Origin of the sequence: Aromatoleum buckelii, from assembly GCF_012910785.2 — a bacterium.
Classification (GTDB): Bacteria; Pseudomonadota; Gammaproteobacteria; order Burkholderiales; family Rhodocyclaceae; genus Aromatoleum; species Aromatoleum buckelii.
In genome coordinates this window covers 890,986-903,942 of sequence record NZ_WTVH02000010.1, presented here as the reverse complement: position 1 = coordinate 903,942, position 12,957 = coordinate 890,986, and the positions used below count along the sequence as shown (strand labels likewise).

The window sequence follows — 12,957 nt, the reverse complement described above, 5'->3', positions numbered from 1 at the left end:
GTTTCACTCGTCGGCGAGTTCCGGATATTCGCCGCGCAGCGTCTCCCCGTCGCGCCGCCATGCGAGGCATTCGCCGACGAACGCGACGGCGCGTGCATCTGGCCAGCGCCGCGGGTCGGGATCGATGGCGATCTGGCGCGCGATGCGGTCCGGCCAGGAGGCCTGCGTATAAGTGTTGCCGACCTGGGTGATGAGATCGGTCAGATGCGCGCATCCTTCCGTGCCGCCGACGCGCTCGCGCACCTGCCGGCCGAATCCGGGGCCGATGTGGAGCCCGATGAGGCGACGATAAGCCGCAGCGGCTTCCGGACACACCGGCCACGGCGATGCCATCATCCGCGCCTCCACGTCGAGGATCGTGAAATCCTGGTCGATCAGGAACGCGATCGTCATGTGATGGATCAGTTCGCCGGGACGGATCGGCTCGCGCGAGCGAAAAATCATCTCCTGCGCTTTCTCGTCCGCGACGGTCGCTTCGACTTCATACAGGCCGTCCTTGCGGCGATAGGCGCGGCAGGTGATCTGTCGCGTATGCGCGAGTTCGCGCTCGCATTCCCCAAGCATTCCGGTTTCCTCCCGAGCGGTGGCGGCGGCGTTCGTCACCGCGATAGCAAAAGTCAATGGTAATGGCCGCGGGCGAAGATCGACAGCGAGCTGTTCATCCACGCGGGCGGTAGAGCGAGGCGCGCATCAGCAGCATCGCAGTCACCGGCGAAGTGAGGACGACGAATACCGCGATCAGCAGTTCATGCACCACCGGCCGCTGCGCGAGCGCCGACGAAACCAGGATCGAGGCGAGCAGGATGCAGCCGGCACCCAGCGTGCTTCCCATCGTCGGCGCGTGGATGCGGGCGTGGAAATCGTGCAGCCGCAGCAGTCCGAGCGAACCGACGAGCGTCAACAGGCCTCCGACCACCAGCAGCGCAGCTGCGGGGAGCGCCGCCCACAATGGCACGCTCATCGCGTTCATGGCTCGATGACCTCGCCGCGCAGCAGGAACTTGGCCATCGCGGTGGCGCCGACGAAGCCGAACAGCGCGATCAGCAGCGCGATGTCGAAGTAGATGCCCGAGCCGAAACCGATCCCCAGCGTGAGCACGACGAGCATGCCGCTGATGTACAGCGTGTCGAGGGCGAGCACACGGTCCTGCGCCTGCGGGCCGCGCAGCAGGCGGATCGTAGCGCATCCCATAGCGACCGAAACGCACATCAGGGCGAAGTACACCGCCCACGGAAGGACGTGATTCATCCGAAGATCTCCATCAGAGGTCGTTCGTAACGCTGCTTGACCGTTCGTATCCACGTGACTTCGTCCTGCAGATCGAGGATATGCAGCGTCAACACGTTGCTCTCCGTGTCGTGTCCCGCCCACACCGAGCCGGGGCAGCCGGTAATGATCATCGCCAGCACGGCGAGTCCGTGCGGATCGCGCAGTTCGAGCGGAATCTTCACGAAACCGACGTGCGGCTGGCGCTTGGACGCGCCGAGGATGATGCGGCCGACCGCGATGTTGGAGCGGATGACATCGACGAGGACGACGACGAACAGGCGAACCGCGACGTCGAAGCGCCGCGGCCACGCGAACACCGGACGCAGGGCGGCGACGGCGAGCGTGACCAGGCCTGCGAACAACACGCCGAGCGCGATCTGCGCCGGCGCGAAGCTGCCGTTGAGGGCCAGCCACATCACCAGGAGGAAGACCGGCAGGACCGGCACCCTGCGTCTCATCGCGCGAAGCCTTCCGTCACCGTCATCCCCGGCAGCACCGCCTCGACGTAGCCGCGGCCCTCGAGGTATTGCGCGGTGGTATTGAAATACGTCATCGCCGGCCCCGCACCGCCGGCGAGCGCGACGCACAGCAGCAGCAGCGCGGTGACGGGAACGGCTTCGGTCCATTGCAGCCGCGGCACGCTGCGCTCGGTGCTCCAGAAGATGCGCGTCCCGATGCGCGACAACGCGACCACGCCGGCGAGGCCGGAGAGCAGCAGCGCGGCGATGAACAGCCCGGGGTGCGGGGCGTTGGAGCCGGGCCCCGGCTCGAAAGCGATCGCCGCGGCGAGCAGCGTGAACTTCCCGACGAACCCCGACAGCGGCGGCAGCCCCGTCACGAGCACCGCACACAGGACGAAAGCCAGGCCGAGGAAAGCCATTGCGGCCGGGATCGGAAAGCCGACGACGCTCTCGATCTGCCTCGGGTCCTGGGGATCCTGGAGCCCGAAGGCTTCGAAGCTGACCGCGAGGAGGTCGGCGGCGATCGCCCGGCCGCGTTCGGCCATTTCGATGACCATGAAGAACGCGGCGCTCGCGAGCACGGAGCTGACGAGATAGAACAGGCCGGGGCCCGTCAGCGCGTAGCCGTCGAAACCGAACGCCGTCAGCAGCGTTCCCGACGAGACGATCACCGTGCAGCCGGCGAGGCGGTCCAGCTGCTGCGCGGCGAGCATTCCGAGCGTCCCCGTCGCGATCGTCGCGAGGCCGGTGTAGAACATCCATTCGCCACCGAACGGCGCCGGCGCAGCGTCGCCGAGCAGCGTTTCGAAGCGCACCAGCGCATACACGCCGACTTTCGTCAGGATCGCGAACACGCCCGCCACGGGCGCAGCTGCCGCCCCGTAGGCCGGAACCAACCAGAAGTTGAGCGGCCAGGCGCCCGCCTTGACGAGGAACACGACGCCGAGCAGCGCCGCGGCCGCGTCGACCAGCGCCCGTTCGTCCCCGACGAGGAGCGGGATGCGCAACGCCAGTTCGGCGATGTTGAGCGTGCCGGTGACACCGTAGATGAGGGCCGCCGCAATCAGGAAAAGCAGCGACGCGACGAGATTGACGACGATGTAATGCAGTCCCGCCCTGACCCGTGTCGCGCCCGAACCGTGCAGCACGAGCCCGTACGACGCGGCGAGCAGCACTTCGAAAAAGACGAACAGGTTGAAGAGATCGCCGGTCAGGAAAGCGCCGCTGATCCCCATCAGCAGGAACTGCGAAAGCGGCAGGAAATGCGCGCCGGCGCGCTCCCACCGTGCGAGCGAATACACGAGCGTCGCGAGTCCCAGCGTCGCGCCCAGCGTGAGCATGATCGCCGACAGGCGGTCGACGACCAGCACGATGCCGAACGGCGCGGCCCAATCGCCGAGCGCATAAACGCCGACGTCGCTCCCCCAGGGCGCACTGATCAGTCCGCCGCTCATTCCCAGCAGCGTGATCGCGACGACCAGCTGCGCGATCGTCGAGGTCAGCGCGAGAATCGTGCGCGCCCGCCGCCGGGTTTCCCCGAACAGCAGCATCGCCGCTCCCGCGAACAGCGGCAGTACGACCGGCAGGATCGGCAGATGCTGCAGCCAGCCGCTCATGCCGGGGCTCCACAGATGGGGCCGTCGACCGGGCGAGGTATCGCGACAGAACGCATCGGCTTCGTCATTCCTGCTCCGGCTCCCGCCCGTCGACGTGGTCGGTGCCCGTCAGTCCGCGCGACGCGAGCAGCACGACGAGGAACAGCGCGGTCGTCGCGAAACCGATGACGATCGCCGTCAGCACCAGCGCCTGCGGCAGCGGATCGGCGTAAAACGCGGGGTTGCTGCCGTGGGACGGCACGATCACCGGCGCGCGGCCGAGATTGAGCCGCCCCATGCTGAAAATGAACAGGTTCACCGCGTACGCCAGCAGCGACAGGCCGATGATGACCTGGAAGGTGCGGGGGCGCAGCAGCAGGTACACGCCTGAGCCGCCCATGATCCCGATCGCCAGTGCGAGGATGATTTCCATCAGACGAATCCTCCGCGATCGAGCATCGCCTTGCGGTGGTGGCTGCGCAGCGACTGGTGCGCGAGCGCGACGAGCATCAGCACCGTCGCTCCGACGACGAGCATGTAGACCCCGAGATCGAACAGCAGCACCGTCGACAGATGGATTTCACCGAGCAGCGGCAGCTCGCCGTGCCAGGACAAGTTCGACAGGAACGGCTCGGTCGCAAGCCACGCCCCGGCTCCGGCTGTTCCCGCGGCAAGCAGCCCGGTCGCGATCCAATATTGGGGATGGATGCGCAGCCGCGACTCCACCCATACCGTGCCGCCGACGATGTACTGCAGGATCACCGCGGTCGCGAGCACGAGCCCGCCGACAAAGCCGCCGCCCGGCGCATTGTGCCCACGCAGCAGGAAGAACAGCGACACCAGCGTCGCCAGCGGCAGAAGCAGTCGCACGATCACCGCCGGCAGCATCAGGTAACCGTCCGGCAAGGGCGCGGCAGGGTCCGGCAGCCGCTCTTCACTGCCGCCGTCCGCTCCGTCCTGCTCGCTTTGCTGGCGTGGCAGCGCGACGCTCTCGGGCGCCGGGCGGAAGCGGCGCAGGAGCGCATACACGGTCAGCGCGACGATCCCGAGCACGGTGATTTCGCCGAAGGTGTCGAACCCCCTGAAGTCGACGAGGATGACGTTAACAACGTTCAGGCCGCCGCCCTCCGACAGCGCCCGTTCGACGAAGAACGGCGAGATGCCGTCGGTCGGAGGGCGAGTCAGGATGGCATAGGCGAGACCGGCGAGCCCGAGTCCCGCCACAGTGGCGATGAGGGTGTCGCGGCCGCGGCGCACGCGCGTGCTCAGCGGCACACGTTCGCCCAGGCGGAAGCGCTCGTCGCGCCGCGGCAGCCAGCGCAGCCCGAGCAGGATCAGCACCGCAGTGACGACCTCGACGGTGAGTTGCGTGAGCGCGAGATCGGGCGCCGAGAACCAGACGAAGGTCAGGCTCGTCGCCAGCCCCGCGCCCCCGGACAGGATCAGCGCCGCAAAGCGGTGATGCTTGGCCTGCCATGCGGCGGTGACCGCGCACGCTGCGCCGATGACCCACATCAGCACGAAAGCCGGATGAGGAGGAAGGATCGGACGCGTGCCCCACGACCAGCCTGCGGTCAGCGCCGGATAAAGCGCACCGCCGACCGCGACTCCGACCACCAGCAGCAGTTGCGTCTGCAGGCGGCGCGAGGACAGCGCACGCAGCGCACGCTCGGAACCAGACATGATCGCGGTCTGTGCCAGATCGAACGCCCGCTTGCCGTCGAAGCGGCCGAGCAGCGGCGCGCGGATCGCCGGATAGCGCCACAGCAGAACGTACAGCAGGATTCCCCCGGCGAGCGCGCTGAAGCTCATCAGCACCGGCAGGTTGAACCCGTGCCACACCGCGAGGCTGTAAGCGGGCGCGTCGGCGCCGAGGATCGCCGTCGTCGCCGTCTTCAGGAATGGGCCGACAGTTTGCGCGGGAAAAACTCCGATGAGCAGGCACATCAGCACCAGCAGCGCGCTAGGCAGCAGCATCCAGCGCGTCGGTTCCTGCGGCGCGCGCGGCAGGTCGGTCGTCTTGGGCCCGAGGAAAACCTCGGCGATGAAGCGCAGCGAATAGCCAACGCTGAACATCCCCGCGACCGTCGCCGCGAGCGGCAGCCCGATCCGCTGCACGTCGGGGCGCTGCAGGAATACGGTTTCGGAGAAGAACATCTCCTTCGACAGGAAGCCGTTGAGCAGCGGCACGCCGGCCATCGACGCGGCGGCGACGAACGCCAGCGTCGCGGTGAGCGGCATCGCCCGGTAAAGGCCGGACAGGCGCTTCAGGTTGCGCGTGCCGGTCTCGTGGTCGACGATGCCCGCGGCCATGAACAGCGAAGCCTTGAACGCGGCATGATTGACGATGTGGAACACCGCGGCGACCAGCGCCAGTTGCGTGTTCATGCCGAGGAGCAGCGTGATGAGGCCGAGATGGCTGATCGTCGAGTACGCGAGCACGCCTTTCATGTCCTCCTGGAACATCGCCAGGTAGGCGCCGATCACCAGCGAGAACAGTCCGGCGCCGCCGACGATCCAGAACCATGCGTCGGTCCCGGAGAGGACGGGCCACAGCCGCGCCAGCAGGAACACCCCCGCCTTGACCATCGTCGCCGAGTGCAGATAGGCCGAAACCGGCGTCGGCGCCGCCATCGCGTGCGGCAGCCAGAAATGGAACGGGAACTGCGCGCTCTTCGTCAGGGCGCCGAACGCGATCAGCGCGAGCACTGCCGGATACCAGGGATGGGACCGGATCACCGCACCCGAATCGAGCACGACGTCCAGGTCGTAGCTTCCGACCATGTGGCCGAGCAGGAGCACGCCGCCAAGCAACGAAAGTCCGCCCGCGGCCGTGACGGTGAGCGCCATGCGCGCCCCCCGTCGAGCGTCCACGCGGTGATGCCAGTACGCGATGAGCATGAACGAGGCGAGGCTCGTCAGCTCCCAGAACATCGTCATCTGGATCAGGTTGCCCGACAGCACCACGCCGAGCATCGCGCCCATGAACGCGAGAAAAAAGGAGAAGAACCGCGGCACCGGGTCGGCCGGCGACATGTAATAGCGCGCATACACGACGACGAGCGTCCCCATCGCGACGACCAGCATCGCGAACAGCCACGCGAAGCCGTCGAGCCGCAGCGAGAAGCTCAGCCCCAGTTCCGGCGCCCACGGCAGCGACGCACGGACGACACCCCCGTCGGCGACCTGCGGGTACAGGCTCGCAGTCAGCAGGGTCGTCGCGAGCGCAACCAGCCCGGCGAGCCATGCTTCGGCGTTTCGGGCGTTCGACGGGAGGAAGGCGGCGCACAGGCTGCCGGCGAACGGCAGCAGTATGATCAGGAGCAGAGTCATTTTGCTCCAATGCTAACCCGTAATTGCGGGTCTCGGCGAGCCAGCATGCCGTGATGCTAAAAGGCGTTATCGCCGGAGCGCAGAAGCAAAAAGGCCAGTCTTTCGACTGGCCCAAGTGCTTGATTATTCTGGCGCGCCCGGAGAGATTCGAACTCCCTACCCCTTGGTTCGTAGCCAAGTACTCTATCCAGATGAGCTACGGGCGCTTTGTGAAGAAGCGAGATTTTAACAGGTCTCGCTGCTGCGTCAACCACCTCGCGGCATTTTTTCGGAATCACCGTAATTTCGTCGAAAACCTTGTCGAATCATCGATTTGGTGAAGTTTTCCCGCTCTTGCGAGCTACCGCGAGACGCCGCAGGCGGGCATTATGGACACGCGCGATGCGCGAAGCAAGCATTTTTGCTGGCCAGCGCGGCTCAGCGCGTGTAATAGCCCACTCCGACGATCTTGTCGCCAACCTTGCGGAAAAAGCTGTGTTTCGACTCGAGCTTTTCCGTCAGTGGATTGCGCCACGCGTAATCGAGTTCCCCTTCGCCCTTGCGCCCGACGATGTTCAGCATGTCGGTGACGACGGCCTTGCCTTTCGGGTCGCGCAGCGCGCTGCCGTCGGTGCCGACCATCGCGGGAGAACCCCCGTGGGCGACGAAGCGCCGGGTCGGGATATCGATGACGAAGACGTAGAGATCATCCTGGATGAAACCGCCATCGACCGCATTGAAAGCGTCCAGCGCGGCGTCGCCCTTTTCGTTCAGCGCGGTCACGGCGCGCTCGAGCAGGCCTTTCGCCTGCTCGGCAGTGGCGCGCGGCGTGTAGTAGCCGACCGCGATGATGCGGTCGTCCACCCGCTCGAACAGCGTGACTTTCGGCTCGACGCGGTTATCGACGCGGTTGAGCCAGCGGTACTCGATACGGCCGTGGCCCGTTTTCGCCGCGGTGTCGAGCATGTCGCGGAAAAACTCCTTGCCCGAGACATCCTTCATCGTCGCGACGTTGCGTCCGACGAGCGTCGCGGACGGCCCGCCGCTCGCGAGCATTTCGCCGTCCAGGGTCAGCACATATACGTAAAGCTCCTTGTCGCTGAAGGCCGGCGACCGATTGAAATCGGCCAGCGCGGCTTCGCCCTTCTCGCGATAGTGCGCGACGGCCTTCTCGAGCAGGCGACGGCTGCGGTTCTCGTCGGCGCGCTGGACGAGGTCGGCCTGTGCGGTCGGAGCGGCTGCGGCGGATGCGGGTGCGGCCGCGTGGGCCGCCGGAAATGCGAAGCTGCACAGGCACAGGGAGGCGATGCGAAGGATGGTTTTCATGGCGTGGAATTAGTTTCAGTAATGATTGGATGCACAAAAATTATCGGATATGACGTTGATTGTCGAGACATGTCCGTTACGCGGGCTCCGCCGCCTTTGCGCAGCGGCAGCCGGTCCGGTCACCGGAGGCGGTACACGCGCGCTTCATACGGCCTGAGCAGCAGGCGGTCCGTCGGCGGGTGGGGCTCGACTGGCTGGTTCGCGAGCAGCAACCCGCTGCCGTCGGGCAGCAGGCCCGGCTCGTGGTAACGGGCTTCATCGGGCGTCATGTTCGTGACGATCACGTAGCGCTGCGCGCCATGGGTGCGGCTGTATGCGTAGACCTGCGCATCGTCCTCCATCAGCAGTTCGTAGTGGCCATGGATGAGCCCTGGCTCGCGTTTGCGCAGCGCGATGAGGTGGCGGTAATGGTTCAGCACCGACGCGGGGTCGCGCTCCTGCAACTCCGCGTTGATCTCGTTGAAGTTCGGATTGACCCGCAGCCACGGCGTGCCGGTGCTGAACCCGCCGTTCGCCGACCCGTCCCATTGCATCGGCGTGCGCGCGTTGTCGCGCGAGACAATCGACAACAGTTCGATGATGTCGCGCTCGGCGACTTCTTCACGCTTCATCAACGCGAAACGGTTCTTCGTCAGGACATCGTTGAAATCGGCGAGCGCCGCAAAGCGGCTGTTCGTCATGCCGAGTTCCTGCCCCTGATAGATGAACGGTGTGCCCTGCATCAGGAAATACATCGTCGCGAGCGCAGTCGCGCTCTCGCGCCAGTAGCGCCCGGTGTCGCCCCAGCGCGAAACGACCCGGGGCAAATCGTGGTTTTCGAGGAACAGCGCGTTCCAGCCGATGCCATCGAGGCTCTTCTGCCATTTCGTCAGCACGGCCTTGAGCGCCGGAAGGTCGAGCCCGTTGCGCGGCGCTTTCTTCCACAGCGCGGAATGCTCGAACTGGAAGATCATGTTGAGCCGCCGATGCTCCTCGCCGACCCAGGCTCTGGCCTGCTCCGGCGACACGCCGTTGGCTTCGCCGACGGTCATCACGTCGTAGTGGTCGAACGTGTGGCGGCACAACTCGTCGAGGTAGTCGAGCACGCCATCGACGTTCATGTGCCTCTCGAACGACGGCACGTAATCGAGGCCGTGCGGATTGGGCATGTCGGGCAGCCCCGGCTCCTTCTTCTTGTGGCTCACGGCGTCGAGCCGGAAGCCGTCGACGCCCTTGTCGAGCCACCAGCGCACCATTTCGTAGATCGCGGTCCGCACTTCAGGATTGTCCCAGTTCAGGTCCGGCTGGCGCTCCGAGAACAGGTGCAGGAAATACTGGTCGGTCTTGTCGTCGTATTTCCACGCCGAGCCCTTGAAGATGCTCTCCCAGTTGTTCGGCTCGCGCCCGTCCTTGCCGTCGCGCCACAGGTACCAGTCGCGCTTGGGGTTGTTCAGCGAACCGCGCGATTCGAGAAACCACGGGTGCAGGTCGCTGGTGTGGTTCGCGACGAGGTCGAGGATCAGCCGCATGCCGCGGCGGTGGACTTCGGCGAGCAGGCGGTCGAAATCCGCCATCGTGCCGAAGTCGTCCATGATCGCCCGGTAGTCGCTGATGTCGTACCCGTTGTCGTCGTTCGGCGACCCGAACACCGGGCAGATCCAGATCACGTCGACGCCGAGCGACTTCACGTAGTCGAGCCGCGTAGTGATGCCATTCAGGTCGCCGATCCCGTCGCCATTCGAATCCATGAAGCTGCGCGGATAGATCTGATACACGACGGCTTCCTTCCACCATGCCCTGCCCGCCGCGTCGTCGCCTGCCGTCCTCATCCGTGCCTCTCCTCGCTGTTCCGTCGAATCATCGATTGTCGCAGTTCCGGCGCGTTCGGCGGAGGGCTGCATGCGGACCGGGGCCGGCAAGGTGGACACTTTTGCGCGCGGCGGGCACTCTCCCGGTTCTGTCCATCCGCTTCGATCGCCCCGATGTCCACTGGCTGCTCCGACACCTACCCCCGGCTGATCGGCGATATCGGCGGCACGCACGCCCGCTTTGCCGTCATCGACTCGCCCGGCAGCCCGCCGACGCGCTTTCGCACGCTGTGCTGCGACGATCACCCCGGACTCCTGGAGGCCGTCCAGGCTTACCTGCTGCTGGAACAGGGGCTTGCCGGGCCGTGTGTGGCGGCGTTCGGCATCGCCAATCCGGTCGAAGGCGATCTGGTACGGATGACGAATCACGACTGGTCGTTTTCGATCGAGCAGCTGCGCATCGATCTCGGACTGGCGCGGCTCGTCGTCCTCAACGACTTCACCGCGCTCGCGCTGTCGCTGCCCGGGCTGCAGGCCAGTGAACGGCGTCAGATCGGCGGCGGCCACGAGCGCGCGGGGCGACCAGTCGCGCTGATCGGACCGGGCACGGGCCTTGGCGTGTCGGGACTGGTGCGCTGCGGCAACGGCTACGCGCCGCTCGAAGGCGAAGGCGGGCACGTCACGCTGGCCGCGTCCACGCCACGCGAAGCGGAGCTCATCTCAGTGCTCGCCGCGCGCTTCGGCCACGTGTCCGCTGAGCGGGCGCTATCGGGACCGGGCCTGATCGCCCTGCACGACGCGATCCGGCAGCTCGGGGGCGCCCCGCCGCTGGCCCTCGAAGCGGACGAGATCAGCGCCCGTGCGATGGCCGCGAGCTGTCCGTGGTGCGCCGAAACGCTGCAGATCTTCTGCGGGATGCTCGGCAGCGTCGCCGGCGATCTCGCGCTGACGCTCGGCGCGTTCGGCGGCGTGTATATCGGCGGGGGAATCGTGCCGAAGCTCGGCGACTTCTTCGATCGATCGGATTTCCGCCGGCGCTTCGAGCAGAAAGGACGGTTCTCGGACTACCTCGCACGCATACCCTGCTACGTGATCCTGGCCGAATATCCTGCGCTGCTCGGCGCCGCGACGGCGCTCGATAACGCGCTCGCCGGCGAAACGGGCACCTGACGGAAAAACCGCCACAGCAACCGGCCGTGCCGGTCAGCCCGGCAGCGGCACCGCGCCCTGCGACAGCAAGCTCCAGCCCGATCCGGCGCACACCGCCTCGCGACACGTCGCGACCGTGAAACGCCCGATGCGCGGGTCGTGATCGCGTTCCTCGATTTCGATGCGCCGCAGGCCCGCCTTGCCCGGCCCCCCCGGCTCGATCGGCGCGAAACGCACCAGATTGTACGAATTGGGCCGACCGTTGCGCCGCCGCGTCGACATCGACGTGCCGGCCTGCAGCACCAGCGCATCGCGCGACCCGTCTCCGGTTGTCACGCAGTACGGCAAATGGATGTGTCCGCCGAGAAACAGGTCGGCCCCCGCGGCGATCCAGGCGGCGAGCGCCGCGTCGGCACCGTGGACGCGGTTGCGCCGGTCCGAAGGCTCGATGATCTCGAGCGGGTGGTGCAGTGCGACGACCTTGAAAGCCTCGCCGAGGGCCGCAAGCTGGCGGGCGACCTCATCGACGAGCGGCGCCGGCAGTTCGCCGTGCTTGTGGCGCAGCATGCGTGTCGAATTGACGCCGACGACGGCGACGCGGCGGCCTCGCCACAGCGGCGAAAGCGACGCGCAGATATGGCGACGGTAGAAGCGGTAAGGCTGGGTGAAGCGCGTGAACAGGTCGAACAGCGGCAGATCGTGATTGCCGGGCAGCGACAGCACCGGAAGCGGCGCGAGGCTGTCGAGGAAAGCCCGTGCAGCGCGAAACTGCGCCTGCCGGGCGCGCTGCGTGATGTCACCGGTCAGCACGACGAGGTCCGGCGCTTCGCGCAGCAAGTCCTCGCGCAGCGCATCGCGGACCGGGGCATCCTCGGTGCCGAAATGCGGGTCCGAAATATGGGCGAGCCGCATCACGCGCGCACCTCCGGCACTGCCGGCACGAGAACCTGCAACGCCTCCGGCACCGATCTCACGACGAGCGGCAGCTCGCAGTCGACGAGTTCGCCGTCGAGCGCGACGCGGATATGCCGCGTGCCCTCGTCGAGCCGCTCGATCTGCACCGTCAGCGCGCAATACTGGCGCAGGTTTTCGGCGGTTTCGAGGCGGGCCAGGGCGCCGCGCAGCACCAGCGCCAGCAGGTCATGGCGACCGACCTCCCGCAGCGCGAGCACCGCCAGTTCGCCGCGCGCAACGCACACCGCCTCGTCGAGGCCGAGCTGCTCCATCTGCAACGCATTGCGGCCGAAGAACACCGTCAGCGTCGACAAGTTCAGCGGGTGGCCGTCGATCTGCAGCGCCAGGCGATATGGACGGTGCTCGCGCATCAGCGTGACGAGCCCGGAGACGAACGCGACGAAGCGGTTGCGCCCGAAGCGGCGCTTGTGCACTTCACGCCATTCGAGCAGGCGCCGGTACAGGCCGATGCTCGCGTTGTTGAGGAAGACCCTGCCATTGACCTCGCCGATCGCGACACGGCGGATCGACCCGTCCACGGCCACTTGCGCCGCAGCCGCCGGATCGAGCGGAATGCCGAGTTCGCGGGCGAAATAGTTGAAGGTCCCGAGCGGGATCACCGCGAACGGCAAACTGCGCTGGTACGCGACCGCAGCGACTGCGTTGAGCGTGCCGTCGCCACCGGCCGCCGCGAGGATGCCCGGGCGCCGATCGGCCGCCCCGCGAACGAGCGCCGCCAGGTCGCGCGGCCGCTTCGCGACCAGCAGCTCGACATCGCGGCCGCTCGCCTCCAGCACTTTTTCGATCGCCGCGCCGGCTTCGGACTTGTCCTCGCGGCCGGAGCCGGCGTTCATGACGACAGTGATCGGCAACCGCCGCAGATCGGCGGCCGGCGGCGACGGGGGAGGCACCGGGTGAAGGGACAGGGTCTCGCGAGTCAAGGTTTCCTCCAGTGTGACCGGATGGCCTGGCAGTTCGACTCGACGTAATGACGGGGCGCTGCGCCGGCAGTTCCGGAGAAATATCCGGGCAAAAGCAGCTGTCCACGGGCCAACGGCGAGTCCCGCGTCGCCGCGAGTGCCGAATGGGGCAGCCGTAGCGATA

Annotated in this window: 12 protein-coding genes and 1 tRNA gene; 1 reads left to right on the top strand and 12 read right to left on the bottom strand. The window is 66.8% G+C overall.

Annotated features, from left to right (window positions below; all coding sequences use genetic code 11):
• Window positions 1-3: 3 nt before the first annotated feature.
• The 10 genes from GO608_RS15005 to GO608_RS14960 form a co-directional block, all read right to left on the bottom strand.
• Window positions 4-564 carry a DUF2889 domain-containing protein gene (locus GO608_RS15005; RefSeq protein WP_169198186.1) on the bottom strand — a complete coding sequence of 187 codons (561 nt, stop codon included), beginning with the start codon at window positions 562-564 and terminating at the stop codon, window positions 4-6.
• Between the two features lie 94 nt (window positions 565-658).
• A complete protein-coding gene (gene mnhG, locus GO608_RS15000; RefSeq protein WP_169198187.1) occupies window positions 659-970 on the bottom strand; it encodes a monovalent cation/H(+) antiporter subunit G in 312 nt (103 codons plus the stop codon).
• Window positions 967-1,248 carry a K+/H+ antiporter subunit F gene (locus GO608_RS14995; protein WP_169198188.1) on the bottom strand — a complete coding sequence of 94 codons (282 nt, stop codon included), beginning with the start codon at window positions 1,246-1,248 and terminating at the stop codon, window positions 967-969. The genes mnhG and GO608_RS14995 overlap by 4 nt, the downstream gene beginning before the upstream one ends.
• Window positions 1,245-1,727 carry a Na+/H+ antiporter subunit E gene (locus GO608_RS14990; protein WP_169198189.1) on the bottom strand — a complete coding sequence of 161 codons (483 nt, stop codon included), beginning with the start codon at window positions 1,725-1,727 and terminating at the stop codon, window positions 1,245-1,247. Before GO608_RS14990 ends, GO608_RS14995 begins: the two co-directional genes overlap by 4 nt.
• Window positions 1,724-3,346, bottom strand: coding sequence for a monovalent cation/H+ antiporter subunit D (locus GO608_RS14985; RefSeq protein ID WP_169198190.1), 1,623 nt, complete (start codon window positions 3,344-3,346; stop codon window positions 1,724-1,726). Before GO608_RS14985 ends, GO608_RS14990 begins: the two co-directional genes overlap by 4 nt.
• 64 nt (window positions 3,347-3,410) lie before the next feature.
• On the bottom strand, window positions 3,411-3,758 hold the full coding sequence (locus GO608_RS14980; protein ID WP_053419697.1) for a Na+/H+ antiporter subunit C: 348 nt from the start codon (window positions 3,756-3,758) through the stop codon (window positions 3,411-3,413).
• Window positions 3,758-6,658 (bottom strand): monovalent cation/H+ antiporter subunit A, encoded by a 2,901-nt coding sequence (locus GO608_RS14975; protein ID WP_169198191.1) that lies wholly within the window; start codon window positions 6,656-6,658, stop codon window positions 3,758-3,760. The genes GO608_RS14980 and GO608_RS14975 overlap by 1 nt, the downstream gene beginning before the upstream one ends.
• Window positions 6,659-6,787: 129 nt before the next feature.
• Window positions 6,788-6,864: transfer RNA gene (locus GO608_RS14970), tRNA-Arg, on the bottom strand.
• Between the two features lie 211 nt (window positions 6,865-7,075).
• Window positions 7,076-7,963 carry a cache domain-containing protein gene (locus GO608_RS14965; protein ID WP_211159335.1) on the bottom strand — a complete coding sequence of 296 codons (888 nt, stop codon included), beginning with the start codon at window positions 7,961-7,963 and terminating at the stop codon, window positions 7,076-7,078.
• Window positions 7,964-8,082: 119 nt separating this feature from the next.
• On the bottom strand, window positions 8,083-9,771 hold the full coding sequence (locus tag GO608_RS14960; protein WP_169198192.1) for a glycoside hydrolase family 13 protein: 1,689 nt from the start codon (window positions 9,769-9,771) through the stop codon (window positions 8,083-8,085).
• 153 nt (window positions 9,772-9,924) lie between these two features.
• Between GO608_RS14960 and GO608_RS14955 the strand changes: the two genes are divergently transcribed.
• Window positions 9,925-10,920 carry a glucokinase gene (locus GO608_RS14955; RefSeq protein ID WP_169198193.1) on the top strand — a complete coding sequence of 332 codons (996 nt, stop codon included), beginning with the start codon at window positions 9,925-9,927 and terminating at the stop codon, window positions 10,918-10,920.
• 33 nt (window positions 10,921-10,953) lie between these two features.
• Here GO608_RS14955 and GO608_RS14950 read toward each other — a convergent pair whose 3' ends face one another.
• A complete protein-coding gene (locus tag GO608_RS14950; RefSeq protein WP_169198194.1) occupies window positions 10,954-11,811 on the bottom strand; it encodes a metallophosphoesterase family protein in 858 nt (285 codons plus the stop codon).
• Window positions 11,811-12,794, bottom strand: coding sequence for a diacylglycerol/lipid kinase family protein (locus GO608_RS14945; protein WP_169198195.1), 984 nt, complete (start codon window positions 12,792-12,794; stop codon window positions 11,811-11,813). The genes GO608_RS14950 and GO608_RS14945 overlap by 1 nt, the downstream gene beginning before the upstream one ends.
• Window positions 12,795-12,957: the final 163 nt, after the last annotated feature.

Coding starts and splice junctions, on each gene's coding strand:
- GO608_RS14975 (WP_169198191.1), bottom strand. CDS start 6,658: ATGACTCTGCTCCTGATCATACTGCTGCCGTTCGCCGGCAGCCTGTGC.
- GO608_RS14955 (WP_169198193.1), top strand. CDS start 9,925: ATGTCCACTGGCTGCTCCGACACCTACCCCCGGCTGATCGGCGATATC.
- GO608_RS14985 (WP_169198190.1), bottom strand. CDS start 3,346: ATGAGCGGCTGGCTGCAGCATCTGCCGATCCTGCCGGTCGTACTGCCG.
- GO608_RS14960 (WP_169198192.1), bottom strand. CDS start 9,771: ATGAGGACGGCAGGCGACGACGCGGCGGGCAGGGCATGGTGGAAGGAA.
- GO608_RS14995 (WP_169198188.1), bottom strand. CDS start 1,248: ATGAATCACGTCCTTCCGTGGGCGGTGTACTTCGCCCTGATGTGCGTT.
- GO608_RS15005 (WP_169198186.1), bottom strand. CDS start 564: ATGCTTGGGGAATGCGAGCGCGAACTCGCGCATACGCGACAGATCACC.
- GO608_RS14980 (WP_053419697.1), bottom strand. CDS start 3,758: ATGGAAATCATCCTCGCACTGGCGATCGGGATCATGGGCGGCTCAGGC.
- mnhG (WP_169198187.1), bottom strand. CDS start 970: ATGAACGCGATGAGCGTGCCATTGTGGGCGGCGCTCCCCGCAGCTGCG.
- GO608_RS14965 (WP_211159335.1), bottom strand. CDS start 7,963: ATGAAAACCATCCTTCGCATCGCCTCCCTGTGCCTGTGCAGCTTCGCA.
- GO608_RS14950 (WP_169198194.1), bottom strand. CDS start 11,811: ATGCGGCTCGCCCATATTTCGGACCCGCATTTCGGCACCGAGGATGCC.
- GO608_RS14990 (WP_169198189.1), bottom strand. CDS start 1,727: ATGAGACGCAGGGTGCCGGTCCTGCCGGTCTTCCTCCTGGTGATGTGG.